The sequence below is a fragment of the Niallia circulans NBRC 13626 genome (assembly GCF_001591585.1).
Classification (GTDB): domain Bacteria; phylum Bacillota; class Bacilli; order Bacillales; family Cytobacillaceae; genus Niallia; species Niallia circulans.
On sequence record NZ_BCVE01000011.1, the window covers coordinates 97,405 to 117,880 of the forward strand.

The 20,476-nt window shown below is 35.4% G+C and carries 18 protein-coding genes; 4 read left to right on the forward strand and 14 right to left on the reverse strand.

What is annotated here, in order from left to right; translation table 11 throughout:
- Nucleotides 1-10: 10 nt before the first annotated feature.
- The 3 genes from BCI01S_RS14845 to BCI01S_RS14855 form a co-directional block, all read right to left on the reverse strand.
- Entirely contained in the window at nucleotides 11-838 is an 828-nt protein-coding gene (locus tag BCI01S_RS14845; RefSeq protein WP_172885229.1) for a carbohydrate ABC transporter permease, read from the reverse strand.
- Nucleotides 838-1,755 (reverse strand): carbohydrate ABC transporter permease, encoded by a 918-nt coding sequence (locus tag BCI01S_RS14850; protein ID WP_082138282.1) that lies wholly within the window; start codon nucleotides 1,753-1,755, stop codon nucleotides 838-840. Before BCI01S_RS14850 ends, BCI01S_RS14845 begins: the two co-directional genes overlap by 1 nt.
- Nucleotides 1,756-1,848: 93 nt before the next feature.
- Nucleotides 1,849-3,162, reverse strand: coding sequence for an ABC transporter substrate-binding protein (locus BCI01S_RS14855; protein WP_061799745.1), 1,314 nt, complete (start codon nucleotides 3,160-3,162; stop codon nucleotides 1,849-1,851).
- Between the two features lie 206 nt (nucleotides 3,163-3,368).
- Between BCI01S_RS14855 and BCI01S_RS14860 the strand changes: the two genes are divergently transcribed.
- From BCI01S_RS14860 to BCI01S_RS26300, 3 genes are all read left to right on the forward strand, one after another.
- Nucleotides 3,369-4,607 (forward strand): helix-turn-helix domain-containing protein, encoded by a 1,239-nt coding sequence (locus tag BCI01S_RS14860; RefSeq protein ID WP_061799751.1) that lies wholly within the window; start codon nucleotides 3,369-3,371, stop codon nucleotides 4,605-4,607.
- Between the two features lie 338 nt (nucleotides 4,608-4,945).
- Nucleotides 4,946-6,061 carry an ABC transporter ATP-binding protein gene (locus BCI01S_RS14865; RefSeq protein WP_047941506.1) on the forward strand — a complete coding sequence of 372 codons (1,116 nt, stop codon included), beginning with the start codon at nucleotides 4,946-4,948 and terminating at the stop codon, nucleotides 6,059-6,061.
- Nucleotides 6,062-6,155: 94 nt separating this feature from the next.
- Complete coding sequence (locus BCI01S_RS26300; RefSeq protein ID WP_082810073.1) at nucleotides 6,156-7,646, forward strand: glycine betaine ABC transporter substrate-binding protein; 1,491 nt, start codon at nucleotides 6,156-6,158, stop codon at nucleotides 7,644-7,646.
- A gap of 72 nt (nucleotides 7,647-7,718) precedes the next feature.
- On the opposite strand, the gene BCI01S_RS14875 is transcribed toward BCI01S_RS26300, so the two are convergent.
- The 3 genes from BCI01S_RS14875 to BCI01S_RS14885 all read right to left on the reverse strand — a co-directional run bounded on the left by BCI01S_RS14875 (nucleotide 7,719) and on the right by BCI01S_RS14885 (nucleotide 11,667).
- Nucleotides 7,719-8,441, reverse strand: a complete 723-nt coding sequence (locus BCI01S_RS14875; RefSeq protein ID WP_061799758.1) for a hypothetical protein — start codon at nucleotides 8,439-8,441, stop codon at nucleotides 7,719-7,721.
- Between the two features lie 115 nt (nucleotides 8,442-8,556).
- Complete coding sequence (locus BCI01S_RS14880) at nucleotides 8,557-10,995, reverse strand: ABC transporter permease (protein WP_061799762.1); 2,439 nt, start codon at nucleotides 10,993-10,995, stop codon at nucleotides 8,557-8,559.
- Nucleotides 10,996-11,667 (reverse strand): ABC transporter ATP-binding protein, encoded by a 672-nt coding sequence (locus BCI01S_RS14885; protein WP_047941501.1) that lies wholly within the window; start codon nucleotides 11,665-11,667, stop codon nucleotides 10,996-10,998.
- Between the two features lie 143 nt (nucleotides 11,668-11,810).
- On the opposite strand from BCI01S_RS14885, the gene BCI01S_RS14890 reads away from it, so the two are divergent.
- Nucleotides 11,811-12,212, forward strand: a complete 402-nt coding sequence (locus BCI01S_RS14890) for a hypothetical protein (protein WP_061799765.1) — start codon at nucleotides 11,811-11,813, stop codon at nucleotides 12,210-12,212.
- 166 nt (nucleotides 12,213-12,378) lie between these two features.
- Here BCI01S_RS14890 and BCI01S_RS14895 read toward each other — a convergent pair whose 3' ends face one another.
- The 8 genes from BCI01S_RS14895 to BCI01S_RS14930 form a co-directional block, all read right to left on the reverse strand.
- Entirely contained in the window at nucleotides 12,379-12,912 is a 534-nt protein-coding gene (locus tag BCI01S_RS14895; protein WP_061799820.1) for a cell wall hydrolase, read from the reverse strand.
- Between the two features lie 322 nt (nucleotides 12,913-13,234).
- Nucleotides 13,235-14,005: a sugar phosphate isomerase/epimerase family protein gene (locus BCI01S_RS14900; protein ID WP_061799770.1), complete on the reverse strand. Its 771-nt coding sequence runs from the start codon at nucleotides 14,003-14,005 to the stop codon at nucleotides 13,235-13,237.
- A gap of 12 nt (nucleotides 14,006-14,017) precedes the next feature.
- Entirely contained in the window at nucleotides 14,018-14,836 is an 819-nt protein-coding gene (locus BCI01S_RS14905) for a sugar phosphate isomerase/epimerase family protein (RefSeq protein ID WP_047941499.1), read from the reverse strand.
- 62 nt (nucleotides 14,837-14,898) lie between these two features.
- Entirely contained in the window at nucleotides 14,899-16,062 is a 1,164-nt protein-coding gene (locus tag BCI01S_RS14910) for a Gfo/Idh/MocA family protein (RefSeq protein ID WP_061799774.1), read from the reverse strand.
- Nucleotides 16,063-16,107: 45 nt separating this feature from the next.
- The gene (locus tag BCI01S_RS14915; RefSeq protein ID WP_047941497.1) at nucleotides 16,108-16,866 is read right to left on the reverse strand and encodes a sugar phosphate isomerase/epimerase family protein; all 759 of its coding nucleotides are present in this window, start codon (nucleotides 16,864-16,866) and stop codon (nucleotides 16,108-16,110) included.
- Between the two features lie 204 nt (nucleotides 16,867-17,070).
- Complete coding sequence (locus BCI01S_RS14920; RefSeq protein WP_047941496.1) at nucleotides 17,071-18,108, reverse strand: Gfo/Idh/MocA family protein; 1,038 nt, start codon at nucleotides 18,106-18,108, stop codon at nucleotides 17,071-17,073.
- Nucleotides 18,109-18,218: 110 nt separating this feature from the next.
- Entirely contained in the window at nucleotides 18,219-19,586 is a 1,368-nt protein-coding gene (locus BCI01S_RS14925; protein WP_061799776.1) for an extracellular solute-binding protein, read from the reverse strand.
- 28 nt (nucleotides 19,587-19,614) lie between these two features.
- A complete protein-coding gene (locus BCI01S_RS14930; protein ID WP_047941494.1) occupies nucleotides 19,615-20,469 on the reverse strand; it encodes a carbohydrate ABC transporter permease in 855 nt (284 codons plus the stop codon).
- Between the last annotated feature and the right edge of the window lie 7 nt (nucleotides 20,470-20,476).

Consider the following 20,476-nt stretch of genomic DNA (forward strand, 5'->3'; position numbering starts at 1 on the left):
TCTATATTCTTTATTCTTTTATCGAACCACCTAAAATACCGGAAATAAAGTGCTTTTGCAGGATAAGAAAGACGGCCATTACTGGGATTACCGAAATAGCTGTCCCTAACATCAATTGTCCATAATCAATGGAATTAAGACCAGCTAAAGTGGACAAAGCCACTGGCAAAGTATAATTTTCCTGTGTTGTCATCACTATTAATGGCCACATAAAATTATTCCATTGATGGGTAAAAAGGAAAATCCCAACAGCCGCTAAAGCAGGCTTCATTGTTGGTAAAGCAATTTTGAAAAAGATAAAGAATTCTCCAGCTCCATCTATTCTTGCTGCTTCTATTAAGGAATCTGGTATTCCCTGCATATTTTGCCTAATCAAAAAGATAGCAAAGGGATAGCATATTTGCGGCAATATAATCGCTTGATACGTATTAATCCAGTCTATCGATCCAAAAATTTGAAATAGTGGAATAATCGTAGCTTGATAGGGGATCATCATCGCCAATAAAAAGGATGCAAAAATCAGATTGCTCCCCTTAAATTTAAATTTCGCAAAAGCATAGCCTGCTGCAGAGCAAATGAATAAACTTACTACGACAAAAACAATGGCAATGATAGATGAATTAGTTACTGCTTTGACAATATCGATAGAATTGCTTAAATTTCGTAGGTTCTCCAGCAAATAATCACCAGGGATCAATTTTGGAGGAAAGGCCAGCACATCGCCTGAAGGATTTGTTGCCCCTACAAGCATCCAATAAAATGGACCAATCGAAATGACAACACCAATAAGTAAAAAAAGATGCATAAATATTTTTTGAATACGTTTCTGTTTTGCCATCAGTCATTCCTCACCACCTTAAATTGAATCCATGATAGAACCGCGATAAAGAGCACAATTACATAAGCAATGGCTGATGCATAACCAAAATTAAAGAAACTGAAGCCCTGATTATAAAGATAGTAAGTAATGGTTATTGTCGCATTATTTGGACCGCCATTTGTTAAATTGTACGGCTCATCAAATAATTGGAAGGAGCCAATTGTTGACATTACAAAAGTAAATAACAGAACGGGCTTAAGCTGTGGAATCGTGATATAAAAGAATTTCTTGATTGTACTGGCACCATCTATACTAGCTGCTTCATACAAACTATTCGGGATGTTTTGCAAACCAGCTAATAAGATAACCATGTTATAGCCAGTCCATCTCCAAGTTGTTACTAGAATAAGGGAGACCTTCGCCCAGAAAGGATCTGTCAGCCAGTGAACCTTCTCAAGGCCGATCGAAGTGAATAAGTAATTAATTAAACCGTAGTCTGTATTTAGCAGCAATACAAAAATAATAGAGGCTGCGACTAATGAAGTAACAGCAGGAGTAAAAAAAGCGACCCGGTAAAAACCTTTCATTCTTAATAAACTAGAATTCAATACACTCGCTAATAAGACGGCTAGGAATAACATAATCGGAACCTGCACTAGCAAAATAATAAATGTATTGCCAAGCGCTTTGTAAAAGAGCGGATCACTGAAAAGCCGCGTATAGTTTGCAAGCCCAGAAAAAGTATAAACACCTGCAACCTTTGTTTGAAAGCTTAATAGAAAAGAAGCAATTATAGGATAAACCGTAAAAGCAATAAACAATAGCAAGGCTGGACCAACAAATAGATAAGGAACGGTCTTAGGCGTGATAAATTGTTTTTTCTTTTTTATAGTTAATGAATTTGTTCCTGTTTCTAGCATTTTATTATCCGACATTCTTCTCCCCCTCCTTTTTAGAGGCTGCATTCAAAAATAGGTTCAAATGCTATTCTCAAAAGTCAGCCTCTAATCCTTTAGCAAAAATGGTTTTTAATTGCTCGATTCCAATCCAGTTTGCTGCTCAGCTTGTTTCTTTCCATCCTCCAATATTTGTGCTGCTGGTTTATTCTCAAGTAAAAATGCTTCCATTTGACTTGTCATAATGGATCTGAGTTCTAACTCTGCACTGCTGTGATTAACAGATGGAATATCTGTTACTGTATCAGCAAAATCTTTAAAGAATGTTTGATTATTAAAGTATTCTTGTTCTTCACTGAAAACCGGCTCTTCATATGCTGCTAATAACGCTGGGAATAATCCTCTATTCGTAAGTGCCTTAATTTGTGATTCTACATCTGTTGATGCAAATTTAGCAAACACATATGCTGCTACTTTATTATCCGATTTACTTGGAATCGCTAAGGCAGATCCTCCATCATTAGAAGCTCTCCCTCCCCCTTCTTCAAAAGCAGGCAGTTGGAACATGCCCCATTTACCTGACAGCTCAGGCATTTGTTCAATCATCGTTCCACTCCACCAGACAGCACCAGGCTGTGTTGCGACCTCTCCATTTTTCATTGCTGCTACTTGGCCATCCCAGTTATTTGTATAGATAATTAATTCTGCATCCTTCATTTTTTGCAAAATATCAATGGCCTTTTTGGCTGCGTCTGAAGTAAGATCTAATTTATCATCCTCTGTAAAGTAATAGCTCCCTTGCTGCTGCAGCATAATTCTAAGCAATCCATCTCCATCTGTTCCAAGAAATGCCTTCCCCGTATGAGCAACAACCTTTTTCCCCGCTTCGATATAGTCATCCCATGTTTTAATAGTCGCTGGGTCAACTCCTGCCTCCTCAAAAATATCTGTCCGATAGATAACACCCACTGGTCCTAAGTCTCTTGGTGCTGCAATAATATTTCCATCCTTATCCTTTAACCCATCTATTTTCGACTTAGAAAATTCATTTTCATGTTTATCAAAGCCAAGTGAACTTAAATTCGTAAATGCATCTGGAAAATCATCTGTAAATGAATGAATACGATTATTTTCTACCTGTACTACATCTGGTAATCCGCTTCCACCTGATGAAAGACCCGCACTAACCTTTTGGTATACTTGATCAACACCAATATGCTCAATCTTCACGTTTACATTAGGATATTTCTTATTAAAAGCAGGAAGTACATCCTTTTCTAAATAATTTGCTTCCAATGCCCAGGCCCAGACGGTGACATCTCCTTTTATATCCTCTGGATTATCCGGAATGGTTAGATCTTCTGTACTCGTTGAGGAGCTCTTGCTGCATGCCCCCAACACAATCGTAAGTAGAAATAATAAAACAAAACCATAGATTTTCCTCATAAAGTTCCACTCCTTTTGATAGAGATTTTTTCTGCTTTCTATAAATCTAAAAAGGAAACAAAATGAATAGAAAGCGCTTACCTAAGTAGTCCAAGTATATACTGATATCAAAGATGGTTATGGTATAATTTCTATTATTTTGGTATTTTAACTACCGTATCACTCTCTAAATTTTGACAACTTTCAATTTAATGGAGGAGAATCTAGTGGGAAATCGTCTAAATATGAATAATTTGGAGTATATATGTAATTTAATGACAGATATATTAAATATTTCAATTACTTTACTTAATAATGAAGGAACTATAATGGCAGAAAAAACAGCGAACGAACTAATTAATCCTCTTTATCCTTCTAAACAATCCTTTTACAGACAGGTCATTCCTAGTAATGGAAAGAATTCTCTATCTCCCGCCATAATAGGTACACATTTTTATGAAAACGTATCCATCATTCCAATTACCAACTTAGGTACCATTATTTTAGGCCCCGTTTTATCTAAACGGCCAAGTAGACTGCTGATAGATAACTTGATCACTGCCTATCGCCAAAGTGGTTTGGAAGATGCTTTAAGCGACTATTATTATTCTCTTCCCGTCATAAGCATTGCGAAATTAGGACAAATCTGCAAACTTATCTATTTTTTATACAATAACAAGATTTATGACAAAGACATTACCTTACCAAAAATGCAATTGCCCAATCATTTAAATGATGAAAAGACTGCAAATAAATACATATTAGAAACACACCAAAATTCCTCCTTTCATCATGATCCTATTGCGGAGAAAAAACTCTATCAATTTATTATAGATGGACAAAAAGAAAATCTGCTTGCATATTGGAAAGCCTTTAAAGAAAGCACTTCCTTTCATTTTGGAAAGCTTTCTAAAAAAAATGAAGTAAGAAATCAAAAAAATTTAACTATTGCAACCATTACCCTTGCAACCCGTGCGGCCATTACAGGCGGTCTTCATCCTGAAATCGCCTATTCTTTAGGAGACCGCTACATTCAAGACTTAGAGGAATTACAAGATTTAAAGGACATTCATTTCTTCACAGAAAATATCTTGTATGAATTTGCAGATAAAGTAGCTAAAACAAATAGGGAAAATTATTCGCGACCTATTTTTCAATGCAGAAACTATATTTACAAGCATATCTATGAACCATTAACCTTACAGTCCATTGCAGAGCATTTATCTATCAGCCCCAAATATCTATCCAATTTATTTAAAAAAGAAGTGGGAATTCCTATTAGTGAATACATACAGCAAATGAAAATTGAGGAAGCAAAAAAACTGATGACTTTTGCAGAACATTCCTTATCTGATATTCATGCCCTTTTAAATTTTACCGATCAAAGCTATTTCACGAAAGTATTTAAAAAGTATACCGGAATTACTCCTAAACAATTTAGAAAGAATACGGTTAATTTTTTATAGAGAATAGAATTAGGGCTTATCCAATAGTTATTTACTTGTGTTAGGATAACCCCTGTCCGTATTAAATATTTCTTATAAATAAATATTGGTAACGAATAGCTTGTAAGATGTTCAATCTAAGATTCTCCAAAATTTAATTACATTATTATTATCCCCTATTTTATTTGATTGAAAATTCTAATTATTATTCCCTTAATCATTCCTTTTCGGTCTTTTTTTTCTAAAAATAATGATATAATAGTAAATGTCTTTCATAAATAGTTTAAAAAAAGGTGGTTAGTTAGTTAGCAAAAACGGGTAATTAGTTTTAAAGAAAGGTCTGGAGGTGTTCGTAGAAATTGATTCAATTTAAAGAAGTAACCAAAACGTTTCAAGATGGATTTAAAGCGCTAAAGAATATTACCTTCGAGGTAAAAGAAGGAGAATTACTTGTTCTAATTGGCCCAAGTGGTTCTGGTAAGACAACTACGATGAGAATGATCAATCGACTTATAGAACCATCTAGTGGTTCCATTACGATCGAAGGAAAGGATATTTCCACAGAGGATCCTGTAAAACTCCGCAGAACTATTGGCTACGTCATTCAGCAAATAGGTTTGTTACCCCATATGACAATTAAAGAAAACGTATCGCTCGTTCCTCGACTCCAAAAATGGAAAAAAGAACAATATTTAGACAAAATTAATGATTTAATGAAAATGGTCGGGTTAGATCCTGATACATTTGGTGATCGTTACCCTTCTGAATTAAGCGGTGGACAGCAGCAAAGGATTGGGGTTATTAGAGCCCTTGCGGCAGAGCCGAAAATAATTTTGATGGATGAACCGTTCAGTGCCTTAGACCCTCTCAGCCGCGAACAATTGCAAGATGAATTAGTCCGCTTGCAGCAGGATATCAAAAAAACAATTGTCTTTGTTACACATGATATGGATGAAGCCCTTAAAATAGCGGATCGAATTTGTATTATGCAAGACGGAGAAATTGTGCAATTAGATCGGCCAGAAAATATATTACGTCACCCAGCAAATGAATTTGTCCGCAATTTTATTGGAGAAGATCGTTTGCAAGAAAATATTTCTTTACCTAAATTAGCAAAATTAATGGTTCCTCCTGTAACAGCCGGTGAGTCTCGCGGTCTTGCAGAATCATTAAAATTAATGAGAAGAAAGCGTGTGGATAGTCTAGTGGTCGTCGACAAATCTAATACCTTTCTCGGAATAGCGAATGTGTGGGAGGTACAAAAACGATATAGAGAAGAAGAATTAACCTTGAAAGATATAATGGATACGAATATAAAAACGCTTCATCTTGAAGAAGCAACTGAAAAAGCTTTTCAACTTGTTAGTGAATCCCAATATGGCTTTATTCCAGTAATTGACCAGCATTCTAAAATTATTGGTATTGTCAACCGTGCAGGTCTTGTGGAATATATTGCTGACCAAATTGGAGAATAAAAAGGAGGGATGAGCCATTCCTAATATAATCACAGACACAATAGATGTCTTCATCAACCGTTGGCCGACAATATGGAATTTAATTTTAGAGCATATGTATCTTTCTCTTATCTCTATTGCCATTGCAATCGTGATTTCCGTTCCACTAGGAATCTATTTAACTCGCCACAGAAAAATCGCAGACTCCATCATTGGAGTAGCCGGCGTATTTCAAACCATACCAAGTTTGGCATTACTAGTATTTCTAGTACCATTCATCGGTACTGGGAAACTTCCAGCCATTATTGCTTTAACTGTTTATGGTCTATTACCTATTTTGCGCAATACATATCTAGGAATTGTCGGAGTAGAAAAATCTGCAATCGAAGCTGGCGTAGGGATGGGTATGACCAATCGCCAAGTGTTATGGATGGTTGAATTGCCACTATCCTTAAGCGTTATTATGGGAGGAATTCGGACTGCAACAGTATTAATAATCGGGGTGGCAACAATCGCTGGATTAATCGGCGCAGGCGGACTGGGAGATTTGATCTTCCGTGGTTTACAAACCTATAATACTGGCCTTATCCTTGCTGGAGCAATCCCATCTGCCCTTTTGGCGATTATATTTGATTACTTATTAAAACTATTAGAAACAGATGTGACCCCTCAAGGTCTTCAAAATAAAAAAGTGAAAAAAAGCAAAATACGAATCTGGATTGTTGCAGGTTTAATCGTACTCCTTCCACTTTCGACTGTGATTGCCAATTTCAGCAGTGGAAAAAGCGGAAAGGATAGCATCACTATTACTGGAAAAAATTTCACAGAACAAGAAATTATGGTGTACATCATGGGGCATCTCATTGAAGAGCACACAGACTTAAAAGTAAACTATGAATCTTTTCTTGGCGGAACCGCCCCAGCCTTTGAGGGAGTTAATACCGGAAATTATGATATGTATATGGAATATACAGGTACTGGATTATTAAGTATCTTAAAGGAAGATATGGTTAGTGATCCTGACGAAGCCTATGAAATAGTGAAAAAAAGATTTAAAGAAGACTATAATTTAGTTTGGCTAGAGCCATTTGGATTTAACAACACATACACATTAACCATGCGCAAAGAAGATGCGGAAAAGTACCAAATAAAGACTATTTCAGACTTAAAAAAGATCGCACCGGACCTAACCTTAGGATCTGAACCGGAATTCTTAGAAAGAGAAGATGGCTATCCAGGTCTTATCGATACCTATGGAATACAATTTAAAAATACGCAAGCAATGGACTCTGGTATTATGTACAGTGCGATTAAAAACGGTGATGTCGATGTTATTGACGCCTTTTCAACAGACGGCCGTATCCCAGCATTTGATTTACAAGTTCTAGAAGATGATCAGAACTTCTTCCCACCATACTATGCAACACCAGTAATTAGAGCGGAAACATTAGAGAAATATCCAGAATTAGAAGAAGTATTAAGCATGCTTGTCGGAAAAATTGATAATGAAAAAATGCAAGAATTAAATGCAAAAGTAGATATTGATAAAGAGCAATATGAAGATGTTGCGGTCGAATTTTTGAAAGAAGAAGGGCTTATTGATTAGTTTATAAGGCTGATATGTTGGGGTTATAGATTTTCTATAACCCCTTTGTGGTCTTTCAATTCAAACTATCTATCATTCTACCAATTTAAGAATTTCTTCTAAATCATGCTGCTCCACATATGCTTTCGTATCATTTAACATATCATCTGTGAACTGTATTCCTCCAATAACTATATACGTTTTTCCCATACTAGTTAATCGAGCAAGGTGCGTTGCCGCATCACCTTTAAATAGGTCAAGTGGCAGCTGCCGTTTAGTTTCCGTATCATAGATTTTTAATTCTCCACTAGGAATCGTTCCATACAAATTACTATTCATATAAAGTATATATCGCTCATCTAGCCAAACAGCTCCACTTGGATATTCTTGTTCACCAGAGGTAGCGTTCACATTGATTATTTCTTTTAATCCATCTTCTTTCGAATAAACATAGAGCGCCCCACCTGCCTCCCACCCATATTGTGGAGTTAACAAAACTTTTTTTCGAGTAGGTGAATAATCAACAGGCTTCATTTCGCTTGATGCACTATCATGATTAAATGATTCTATAGATCCATCCTCCTTTTTTAATAGCAAAACATATGGTTCGATACTGTAGGATATTCCTTCACTCTCGTTATTTCCGTCTATTTTGCTAGACTTTTCCTCTTTACTATTCCCCTCCTCTGTAATTGATTGAGATCCTGTTTTTATTTCCTTTTGAACAGAATAATCCCCAATAAAGATAATTGCTAATCCGATGCCAATGGTCACTGCAATCCCCAGAATAAATCCAGCCCATAAATTCTTATTCACTCTTCCTCCCTCTTTTCACTAAAATACAGATTCTGTCTATATTCTCTTATTATAATGTACGACTAGATTTTTGTTTATAATTGTATGGACTGTTTAAAAGCAACTAAAAATTTACTTATTCTACTTCCCTTAACATATTATACACTGTTTGATTTATGACTATTTTATAAATAATAAAACTTCCAACTATTAATAGAAGCGACATATATATAATAACGAGAAGATAATAATATAAATAGTAAGAGAGAGGAAAGGTTAAAACTGCGCCCATTAAATACAAAAATATAATAATAAAACTCATTAAAGCAGCAATTAAACAATAAACTACCATTTCTGATGTCAGAAAATAATATAATTTTCTTTTTGACATTCCTAAAGACAGATAAATCCCCCACTCCTTTTTTTGGAGTTGGTATTTACTAAATACGATTATAAACATACTAGTAACTGTAAGAAGAAAAGTAATTATGAAAGAAAATTTTGCAAGGAAACCTAACAACGAAGTTATCTTTGTATCATTTTGGATAAATTCTGGTATGTTCTGTAACAAACTACCAGGTACAGTAGCAATCATCTGATTAACATAATCATCAATCTTCTTTAATTCATTTTCTGTAATATTAGTATCAAGAAATATTCCGAGTTCCATATAACCGTTGAAGAGTTTAGAATTCTGCATTGTATCTTTATCAAAAATAATAGTAAAACCATCATAACTTATTTTGTTTTTGTTATTAATTTGTTTTACATATGTTTCATTGTTAACACTATATACTTCGAACTGTTCTTTTATTTTCTGCAATTTCCCTTCATGCTTTTCCTGTTTAATGAATTCGATTGTTTCTCCTTTCAGATTATTTAAATTTGCATCTTTTCTACCATCCTTATTAGGAACAAAGATCATGATTTTGCCTCGAAATGCTTTATAATCATCCTCTGGGAAAAGTTGTGAAAATTCCTCTTTATCAATAATTTCATATTTAACATTTGGCACAATCCATTTTTGATTATAAGTGATTATTTCTCCCTGATTATCCAACCATTGAGTAATATCTTTTGTTTTTTGCTGTGATGTGATTAATGGAATTACATCTACCATAAAAGGATTCTTCTCAACATATTGAACACCAGGCAGAATCTTTAGATTCGTAACTTGTTGTTCTGAAAAAGTTAACCCCTTCCTTAAAAGGATAGGCAGATTATCTTGCGTGTCAAATCCGTAAACCTCCTGGGAATTTAAATAATAATATTCATCTATATCCCATATACCTTCCGTCTCTTTTTGAAAAATGACAGAAAACAATAAAATAAGTATAGACAAACTTATCATTGCTACAGTTAAAATAAATTGTTTAGGAAACAAAAATAATTGTCTTGTTAACTGTTTTATCTCAAATCTTTTTATATTTTTATTAATTAGTATATTCACAATCGGTATTTTTTCTACTCCATTAATTAACATTTTTATAGATAGATTTCTAGAACGAAATATCTCCCAAAAAGATAGAAATAAAACCATGAAAAAAAGAAAGAGAATCCAACATATACTAAAAGTATAAGTCTGATTTTGATATGTACTTATACCTTCTTTAAAACTCTTATTTATTATTAGGAATTTAAAAACATAATTTAGGGGAACTGCTAAAATCAAACCAGAAAAGAAAAGAATAAATGTTTGAGAAAAGTAAAAAAAATACAGCTGCATTCTTTTTATTCCAAGTGCCTTTAATACCCCAATTTTTCTCCGTTGCGATTTATTAAAATAAGCAAATAAACTGCTTATAGAAAATATCGAAATGAAAAGAATAACCGTTTGATAAAAGATTGAAATATTACGAATAGTATCATAATCTCTTAGGCCTTCCAAAAATAGCTTTTCATTTACAAAACCCTTATCATCATACTCAGCTAATAAATTTTCTGTTTTTTTGAGAGTAGTATTTTTGCCGTCTTCATAGTTAATTAGATAATTCCTTTTACTAGAATTGTCTTTATATTGCTCGCTAATAAAAATATTGGGGAAAGCTAATTCTTTTTGAAATTGAAAAGGTATATACCTTTTCGAGGAATAATTTGAAATAATCCCAACAATTTTTACTTTCCATTGCTTTTCTTTACCATCTAGTGTTATCATGTCTCCAATAGCCCAGCTACTATTAAATAATTTTAAGTATGCGGATTCAATGGCTACTTCATTTTTTCCAATTGGCAACCGTCCCTCCATTACTTTAATTTTCGATAAGTCTACAGCTCCCTTATCCATCCATCCAATTGTAGCGGAATTGGAATTCTCTAAAGGAATCCAATCAATCAATTGGAATTCGCCTATATTTTTTACTTCCTTATTTATTTCAGATTTAGACTTTTCAATACCAACCAGAACTCCACTATTTTTCCCATATTGCAAATAAGATTTTTCCATTAGAGCAGCTCTAATAGCCTCAGATGCTGTAAATATAGAGAGAACAGAAGAAATAATGAGACACAATGCAAGGACTATCAATATAGTCCACTTTCTTCTAGAACATAGAAATTTAAATCCTAATGTAAACACTTAACTCATCTCCTCTAATACACCGTTTTTCATGGAATATAAAAAGTGAGGAACTTGAATTAAATTCTTCTCATGTGTGACTATAATTAAAGAAAGTTCTCTTTCCTTATTAAATTTAGTTAATAAGCTAGTAATACTTTTAGTTGTAATTTGGTCTAAATTACCTGTTGGTTCATCCGCAAATAATATATCTGGTTCAGTTATTAAAGCCCTGGCAATAGCCACTCTTTGCTGCTCCCCACCTGATAGAAAAGTTGGAAGCTTGTTTAAATAAAAGTGAATTCCTAATTCTTGCGAAAGCTCATCAATACTATATTTCAATTGTTTCTCCCTTTTTTTTAATAGTTTCAATGGAAGTTCAATATTCTCTCGAACTGTCAATTCTGGTATTAAATGAAAGGATTGAAATACAAAGCCAAATTTATGCCCCCTTATTTCAGCTTGTCTTTGCTCAGGCAAATCATAAAATGATTCATTATTATAATAAACCTTTCCATTTGTAGGAAATTCCAATCCACCTATAATACTTAAAAAAGTCGATTTCCCAGAACCACTTTTTCCTTCGATGACATGAATGGTTCCCTTTTCTACAGTAAAATTCTTTATTTTGATAATTTCCCTATCATCTGAATATTTCTTTGTCATATTAACTACTTTTAAACTTTCCACCATAAAGTTCACCTCCAATATTTTCTATAAATATACTACAATAAATCTAATAAATTGGCAAAAAAATCCCAATTTACATCTTGAGATTCCCAATATTATCCTTTACTATATTTATAGAAAACTATTATTAATTGGAGGAATTTACAATGGAAAAGAAAAAAAGTAAATTAGTTTTATCAGGAGCTTTAATACTAGGTTTATCTTTCCCAGCAGTAGCAAGCGCATACAGTAGTTCATATTCCTTTGATGTCGGTTATAGTCTTGAAGGAACTAAAAAATATTCATTATCTAACAAAACTACAAAAACAACAGCCAAAGCTAATACATATAATTCAGCTGGTAATGTGCAGTCAAATAAATCAAATTATAGAGTAAGTTTATATAAAAGTTTGCTAACAAACTATTCTGTAAGTATGCCAGCTGATGGGTACAGTTATACAAAATCATTTGGAAAAGTTAGTAAAGGTAGCTATACTATCAATATTAACAAATCGGATAATACAGGATATGGTAGTAGAGTTAAAGGATCTGGTACCATTAACCAATAAAACAATAATATAGTATGAATTAAATACTAATACTTAAAAAGAGCTAATATACATCAACCATAAAGAAATAATTTAGAATAAAAAAAGAGCTAGTCTAAAAACCGAGAGTATGGATTTTAGATAGCTCTTTTAGTTATTTTGTTTTTTAAAAGGAAATATCTACTATTTATCTAGCAAAACGATGGTTTCCAATAGTAACCGTTGCTTCTCGTGAGAAAACCCAGTCACTTGTAGCTGTTTTTGGATTAAAGAAATAAAGAGAACCATTTCCTTTTCCATCTAATGCAATTGCTTCATTAACTGCTCTTTTTGACTCCGCATCAGCTGTCTTATTAATTTCCCCATTTTGAACAGGGGTAAAAGCATAATATCCATTCGATTTTTCATAGATTACATCACGAATAGTATTCGGAAATTGATTACTTTTTACTCTATTCAAAACAACCACTGCTACTGCAACTTTTCCTGCATATGGTTCACCAACAGCCTCAGCGCGAACTAATCTCGCCATTAAATCTTTATCGGCTGGTGAAACAGTGGCATTTGGTAGAATAATATTTTGACCTGTAATTAAGGCTTTGCTATTATTTGCTTTCATTAAATCACCGATTGGAATCCCAAAGCCCTTAGCCACTTTCCAATAAGTATCCCCAGACTGAATCGTTCGATTCGTTGCTGCATCTGCTTTATCGATTAACATAAATGCTGAAATAGATAGCACTAATCCAGCGGCTACTATTAATTTTTTCAAAAATCTTACCTCCTAGTAGTCGTTGTTTCTGGTGTCTTCTATTAGGCTAGCAGATGTAATATTTCGATTCATCGTCCAAAAAGTGGTAAACGAAAGATTGATAGGTTGATAGCTTACTAGAAAAGAGATTTACAACATGGTGGAAGTATTAACCAATCTAGTTAGTTAGCAAATAACATCTAAATTTAGGAAATTTTAGGCAAGATTGTTACAAACCATTTTTATCTGTAACAAAAAATAAGAAGGTACTAAAAAAAATTTAGAGACTCATTTAATGACAAGAAAACTGCTTTTTTAAAAAATCAAGTGCTGGTCCAATTTCTTCTGCAAAATTCCGCCAATTACATTCAATGGAGATTCTGCCATCATAGTTTGCTTTATGTATGTTTCGCACAAACTCAGGATAGGGATACATTCCTGTACCAGGAGCCAGCCTATTCGTATCAGCAACATGGATATGCTGGATAAAATCTCTATATTCATAGAGATTCGTAAGTGGTTCCTTTTCTTCTTCCATATGATAGAAATCAGCCAATGTTTTTAACGAATTTTTATTAAATTCCTTTGACCATGCAGCAGCTTCTGAAATACTATTAATAATATTTGATTCTTTTTTGTTGAGCGGTTCTATTACAATTGTTAAGCTTAATTGGTCCGCCATATCCGATATTGTCGATAAAAAGGCTGCCATTTGTTCTCTGCCCTTTTCTTTCGACAGTCCTTTCGGAAAACTTCTTGCACCACCACTTCCGAATACAATTGTGTCCGCACCTATTCGGCAAACACGTTCTAATGCAGATTTTAAATAATCTTTCACTCGCTGATTATCTACCTTATCTCCCACTATTTTTAAGTCACTTGGCAAAAGAATATTAAAAGCTTCAATAGGTAAAGGTGATGCTTGATATTTTTCTAATATTGTTTTAAATACCTCTTCCTTCTCTTCTGGCATCAAGGAAATAACCGTACATTCGATAAAATCATACCCCGCTTTATCCAATGCCTCTGCCTGATCAATAGCAGCACAGCATCCGAACCTCATAGGATTTCCCCCTTACACAAGAATATTTTTCATATACTTACTAAACTGCTTAAAGGCTATTTCCGGCTCCTCCAATTCAGGACACCACTTTTTTTCCCATTCCAATGTATAGTAGCCATCATACCCGTTCCTTTTTAATAAAGTGTATATGTCTTGTAATGGTATATCCCCATCTCCTAAAAGACAAAGCTGATAGCCTCTTTCTGCTTCCTTTTTTAGATAAGAATCCTTCCAATGGGTATAGGCAACCCATTCCCCAAGATTCTCCCAAGTAACATCAGGCTTTTCGCCAATTGTTCGATAGGGATGATGGATATCCCATAATACTTGCAAATAATCAGAGGAAACTCGCTGAACTAGCTCTTTCACATATCTGCTATCTGTCCAATCATCATGTGTTTCTAGGAGAAGTTTGACATTAATATCCTCTACAATCGCCAAATAATCATGAACATTTTTCTCAGCGATTTCCATTGCTTCTTCTCTCTTCCACTTTCCAACCGCTCCGCCAAATACACGAATATAAGGAGTGTTGAATTTCTTACAGAGCAATGCGTATTCTCTTAATTCCTCTACATACTTCTCATATTCTTCTTGTGATTGAGTAACCAATTTGACTGAACTAGAAAAACACGGAATCTCTAAAGAAGCTTCCTTAAAGAGACGTACCGTTTCTTTTACGTTTGTTGAAAATTCACGAAGCTTATATAGATCAAGTTCTCCTAGCAGCCCACGAAAATCAATGCCTGAATAACCATTTTCCACTGCATGTTGGATAATTGTTTCTAAATTCCAATGAGGACATCCAAGAGTAGTAAAAGCTAATTTCATCTTCTGTACCTCCCACATTTTTCTTATTCTTGAAAAAAAGGACAGACTAATCTGCCCTGTCTTTAATGAGAACCTTTCACATCTAATGTGATCGATGCATGCTTGTTCTTTTTAAAAGTAGATGTCTTAATTCTTTCTTGTAATTTAGCATAAAAAAGATCTTCGTTAATAGGGAGTTCAACCCAATCATCGATCCATGCCGATAAATGCATGGCATTCGAGATTTCCAATCCCTTTATGCCTTCTACACCAGGTCCAAGCAGCTCTGTCCCATTGCGGATAGCATTTACCCAATTTGCTGTGATCCCCTTATGCTGTGTTGCTTCTCCTTTAATAGGAATATCAATTTTCCAGCATTCCGGTTCGCCAAATCCCCCTTTATATTCTTTATTGAATTCCCTTTCCGATTGTCTTAGTCGCCAGAAGGTTAACTTTCCATCCTCTATGACTACTTTTCCGCGATCACCCGATATTTCATAGCGATTCGTTCCAGGAGAATCACCTGTAGATGTAACAAAGACGCCCGTTGCTCCATTTTCATATTCCACATATGCGGTCACATCATCTTCTACTTCAATATCATGAAACTTCCCAAATCCACAAAATGCGCGGACTCGTTTAGGCATTAATCCACTTGTCCATTGCCATAAATCGAGTTGATGCGGATCTTGATTTAGAAGAACTCCGCCTCCTTCCCCAGCCCATGTCGCTCTCCAGCCACCTGAATCATAATAACTTTGTGAACGATACCAATCTGTGATAATCCAGTTTGTTCGTTTAATTTCTCCCACTTCGCCACTTTGCACAAGCTCTCTCAGCTTTTGATATAAGGGATTGGTTCGCTGATTAAACATAATCCCAAATACCTTATCGCTTTTGCTTGCAGTCTCGTTTAATTCCCTTACGTTTTTTGTATATACACCTACAGGTTTTTCAACTAAGACATGAAACCCTTGTTCTAGTGATTGAATCGCCAATGGTGGATGATCATAATGAGGTGTTGCAATAATAACTCCATCCATATCCGAACATTCAAAAAAGCGGTCAACATGATCGAACTGCTGAACATGCTCTCCTAATGTTTCCTTTGCCCATTTCAATCTTTCTGGATTGCTGTCACACACAGCAATTAATTCCGCTCCCTCAATTTCGCCATTATTTAAATACATTGCATGCGAACTTCCCATATTACCAATACCGATAATGCCTATTTTGACTTTAGCCAATCTTCTCCGTCTCCTTCCTAACCTCTCTTTTTCATTTCTAAAGCTTTACTGCAAAAGTCTTGTTAAACGTTTAAGATTTTCTAAACTTATTCGGAGACTATCCATCGGATCTCCTGGACAAATATCTTGTTCAACTGCATACCATTCAACCCCAGCTTTTTTGCACCAATTTAAAATAGGGGGAAAGTCGATCAGCCCTGTACCAACCTCTGCAAAAGTTTGCCTTTCATCATTTGTCATATCTTTTAAATGAATGATTGGCATTCTATTTGCATAGGGTTTAAGAAATTGCAGCGGATCTTTTCCAGCCTTTTTTACCCAGAAAACATCAATTTCCGCAAAAATCTTATTATCGGAAGTAGGCTCCAATAAATATTCCAGCGCTGATTTCCCATCTATGTCTGTATCAAATTCAAAGGCATGATTATGGTAGCTGATGCGAAATTCTGGTGTTTTTTCAGCTACTTCATTCAAAAGCGCCTTTACCCCCTCATACCCGTCTTGATTTCTTACATCCTCTGGTAAAAATGGGCAGACAATATCTTTTGTGTTATATAGCTTTACTTCCTCCACTACTTGTTCTAAATCGTTTTCTAACCGATCAAGCGGGATATGTATTCCAGCTGTGCCTAGGTTATTTTCCTGTAAGGCCTTTGCAACTTCATGCGGATCATAGTCAGCAGGTAATGCAGATAGCTGAACCCCGTCCCAGCCCATCTCCTTCAACTCTTTAAATACAGGGGAAATTCCTCTCTTTAATTCTTCTCTTACTGTAAACAATTGGGCAGCAAACTGATTATGCATCGAACTCGCTCCTTTTTTTGTAAAATAAAAGTCGATACCTCTATCTTAATCGCTAAAATGAGAAACACATCAGCTAATCTTGTTCATTATTGGCAATTATTTTACCCCTATTGCTTTTTCAATGTCTTAACGCAGACGATTTGCTCAATCGTGCACAAAAATAAAAAAGGTATCATTCTTAAGTAAATATAATCTCCTAAAAAACTACATATCTCCTAAACTTCGATTGGAAACAAGGACTTCATCGATTCTGATTTCCCTCTTCAGCATAGATGATTGGATGATCGCATCAATCATTTGTAAGGAAGGCAGGGCATCTTTGACATGTATATAGTCCCTTCTATTCTCTAGAATACAAGCATAAAAGCCGTCAATCAGTTTTTTATGACTTGCTCCATAATAAAACTTAGAACCATAAAGCTTAGTATCTTCTTCTATCACTATCTTACCGCCATTATCATCTAGCATCGTTAGCCTATTGTCCTTAATGGTCAACTTTTGATTTTCGCAGACGATTTGAAGCTCTACACTTGAGTTATTTCCATTCGCGTTTGTAGCAAAAAAGAACCCATTAATCCCATTTTTGAAAACTATTCTGGCTGCTGCCGTATCTTCCGTTTCAATGCCATAATCAAGAAGCTGGTCAACAGTTCCTCTTATTGTCGCTATTTCCCCTCCCAAAAGCTGCATTAAATCTAAAGTGTGAATCGCTTGATTAATCATGACTCCCCCACCAGCTAAGTCTAATTTCCCGCGCCACGGCTTATTGTCATAATAGGATTTTGTCCTTGCCCAAGTGACGATCCCTTTGATCCCTACGATTTTTCCATACTTATTTTCTGCGATAATCTGCCGTAGTTTTTCAACCGTTTCATTCAAGCGATTTTGAAAACAAATAGCGATTTTCACTTGTTTGTTGTCCTCTTCAAGTTTCAGTAGTTCAAGACCTTCTTCTGTGTGTAAAGCCAGTGGCTTTTCTTGCAAGACATGGATGCCTTTTTCCACACAAGCTTTTGTCACTGGATAATGAAGATAATGTGGTAAACAAATATGTACACAATCTAACGTTTCCTTTTCAAGCATTTCTTGGTAATCTGTATAAAAATTTACCCCCTGCACACTCTCCCTTCGTGTTTCATCGATATCACTTACTGCTACTAACTCAGCTGTTGGGTTTGCTTGAATAGCAGAGAGATGAATACTCGATATATCACCGAGACCAATCACAGCTATTTTTAACATTAGACATGCTCCTCCTTTTATAAAAAACAGGCAGACTGGATACACCTTTTTTCTTTTTTTTAGTTTCTAGTATCCCATCTGCCTCATTCCTGCAATTTAAAGTCTATCTTCTAGCGGTTTTTGACCCACTCCGTACTTTCCTTTTGCGCTTTTTCCAGCGCATCTTCTGCACTTCTTTTTCCTGTTAATGCTGCTTCAATTTCAGACGTTAAAATATAACGTGGCTGTGAAGATCCCCACGGATATCTTGGTGTCATAGGAGTAGACATCGCTTCAAACACTGAAAGCATCAAAGGTTGTTCTTTCACACTATCCCATTCTGTTGCTGATTTCACAGATGGTACTAAACCAAGTTCTTCGTAGACATATTTTTGAACAAAATCACTTGTGGCAAATTTAAGCCACTCCCAGGCTAATTCTTTGTTCTTGCTGTCTTTGGCAATGGTAATTGGACTTCCTGCAAATAATCCGCCTTGCCCATCATCATTCTTGAACTCTTGCGAAATGGCAATTCGATCGCCAAGTCCTTGAGCATAGGCTGGTTTTACCGTATCACCAGGTCCCTGGTTTAGCATAATCGCAATATTATTTTCTTTTGTTAACCATTTTTCATTGCCTTGGTTACTCACAATGCCTTTAGGAGCATAATTTTGCATATCTAATAGCCAATTTAAGCCACTCAGCATTTCTTTTGAATTAAAAGCAAATTCAACCTCATCCCAGGCAAATCCAGTTCCCCACTGTCCGTTTTGTCCTTCCGCCAAATCGACTAAAGTGAAGGCAGAAGACCAGTCACCCCGGAACCAAATCCCATAGTTTTGCTCCCCTGTTTTCGGATTTTTCCCAGTCATTTGTTTCGCCTTTTCTGCTACTTCCTCCATTGTTGGATACTCAGACAAATATTCTACTCCCCATTCATCAAATAACTGTTTATCATAGCTGATAAAACGTGCATCACCCAAAAATGGAAGTCCGAAAATATCTAACTCCTTACTATCTGGACCTAATGCTTTCCACCCTTCTACTTGATTATCAATAAAATTATCTAAATCAAATTCTGGATCTTTCTCAATCCATGGCTGCAATGGTTCTAGAACACCTTGTGGAGCAAAATCAGCAACACCTGGCATTTGATACACATCTGCTTCCCCTGACGTAATCATTGCTTGGGTTTTCTCCGTGTATCCTTCCCAAGGCATCAGAACGAATTTCACTGTGGCGCCAGGATGCTGCTTTTCAAATTCTTCTTTCAGCACTTTTACTCCTTTTACTGAATCACCTGTAATCGGATCTGTCTTGTCTTCCATCGCGAAATCACCAATCATCATAACGGTTATTTGCTGTCCTGCCCATTCTCCATCCTTATCGGAACCTGAAGAACTTCCTGATTTAGAACTACACCCAGCAAGCGCAGCACTTATTACCATCATCCATGCCAAAGCAAATGCAGCCGTCTTAGAAAATAACCTCTTTTTCATTTTCCAACCCCCAATTTATTTGAATGATCTATTCCCCTTTGACACCACTCAATGCAATACTCTGGATAATATATTTTTGTAAAAATAAATACACAATGACAATTGGTAATACACTTACTGTTGCTAGGGCCATCGTTAACCCGCCGAGACTGGACCCATTTTCCAGCGAGAAACTCGCTAAATAAAGCGGAATCGTCTGCAAATTCAAATCATTAATAACAACTAATGGCCACATAAAATCATTCCAGCTCCAGATGAACGATAAAATGACCATTGTTGCTGCTATCGGACCTGCCAGCGGCAAATACACACGGAAGAAAATTTTAAATTCTCCCGCCCCGTCAATTTGTGCCGCTTCCCTTAATGTATCTGGCAGCTGATCGAAAAACTGTTTACATAGAAAAATAAGCATTCCACTAATAACGGATGGAAGAATTAAGGGCCAAAAAGTATTTAATAAGCCAAGTTGATTAAAAAAAGTATATAAAGGGATTAACCGTGGTTCCATTGGAATCATTAATGTACAAAGAACGATGACAAACAAGACTCTCTTCCCCTTGAATTTCCCTTTTGAGAATGCATACCCCGCTAATAAAGAAGCAGATACACTTAAAAAGACAGAACTTACGGTTACAATGGCGGAATTAAGATAAGCTTGAATAAGTCTCCCATTCTCAAAAACGATCCCATAATTGAAGGATGAAACTGCTTCTGGTATTAGCCGCGGCGGAAAAGGCATGACAATATTAGCCGTTCGATCAAACCCTACGCTGATCATCCAAACAAATGGCGCCATCAAAACTACTCCAAACACAAATAGTACAATATACTTTAGAATAACTGTCGTTCTTTCCAGCTTTTTCATGGAGATCGTATTTTTCATCGTCTCC

Coding starts and splice junctions, on each gene's coding strand:
- BCI01S_RS14855 (WP_061799745.1), bottom strand. CDS start 3,162: ATGAGGAAAATCTATGGTTTTGTTTTATTATTTCTACTTACGATTGTG.
- BCI01S_RS14915 (WP_047941497.1), bottom strand. CDS start 16,866: ATGCATAATCAGTTTGCTGCCCAATTGTTTACAGTAAGAGAAGAATTA.
- BCI01S_RS14930 (WP_047941494.1), bottom strand. CDS start 20,469: ATGAAAAATACGATCTCCATGAAAAAGCTGGAAAGAACGACAGTTATT.
- BCI01S_RS14890 (WP_061799765.1), top strand. CDS start 11,811: ATGGAAAAGAAAAAAAGTAAATTAGTTTTATCAGGAGCTTTAATACTA.
- BCI01S_RS14900 (WP_061799770.1), bottom strand. CDS start 14,005: ATGAGGTTCGGATGCTGTGCTGCTATTGATCAGGCAGAGGCATTGGAT.
- BCI01S_RS14895 (WP_061799820.1), bottom strand. CDS start 12,912: ATGTTAATCGATAAAGCAGATGCAGCAACGAATCGAACGATTCAGTCT.
- BCI01S_RS14885 (WP_047941501.1), bottom strand. CDS start 11,667: ATGGTGGAAAGTTTAAAAGTAGTTAATATGACAAAGAAATATTCAGAT.
- BCI01S_RS14920 (WP_047941496.1), bottom strand. CDS start 18,108: ATGTTAAAAATAGCTGTGATTGGTCTCGGTGATATATCGAGTATTCAT.
- BCI01S_RS14925 (WP_061799776.1), bottom strand. CDS start 19,586: ATGAAAAAGAGGTTATTTTCTAAGACGGCTGCATTTGCTTTGGCATGG.
- BCI01S_RS14850 (WP_082138282.1), bottom strand. CDS start 1,755: ATGTCGGATAATAAAATGCTAGAAACAGGAACAAATTCATTAACTATA.
- BCI01S_RS14905 (WP_047941499.1), bottom strand. CDS start 14,836: ATGAAATTAGCTTTTACTACTCTTGGATGTCCTCATTGGAATTTAGAA.
- BCI01S_RS26300 (WP_082810073.1), top strand. CDS start 6,156: ATGTATCTTTCTCTTATCTCTATTGCCATTGCAATCGTGATTTCCGTT.
- BCI01S_RS14845 (WP_172885229.1), bottom strand. CDS start 838: ATGGCAAAACAGAAACGTATTCAAAAAATATTTATGCATCTTTTTTTA.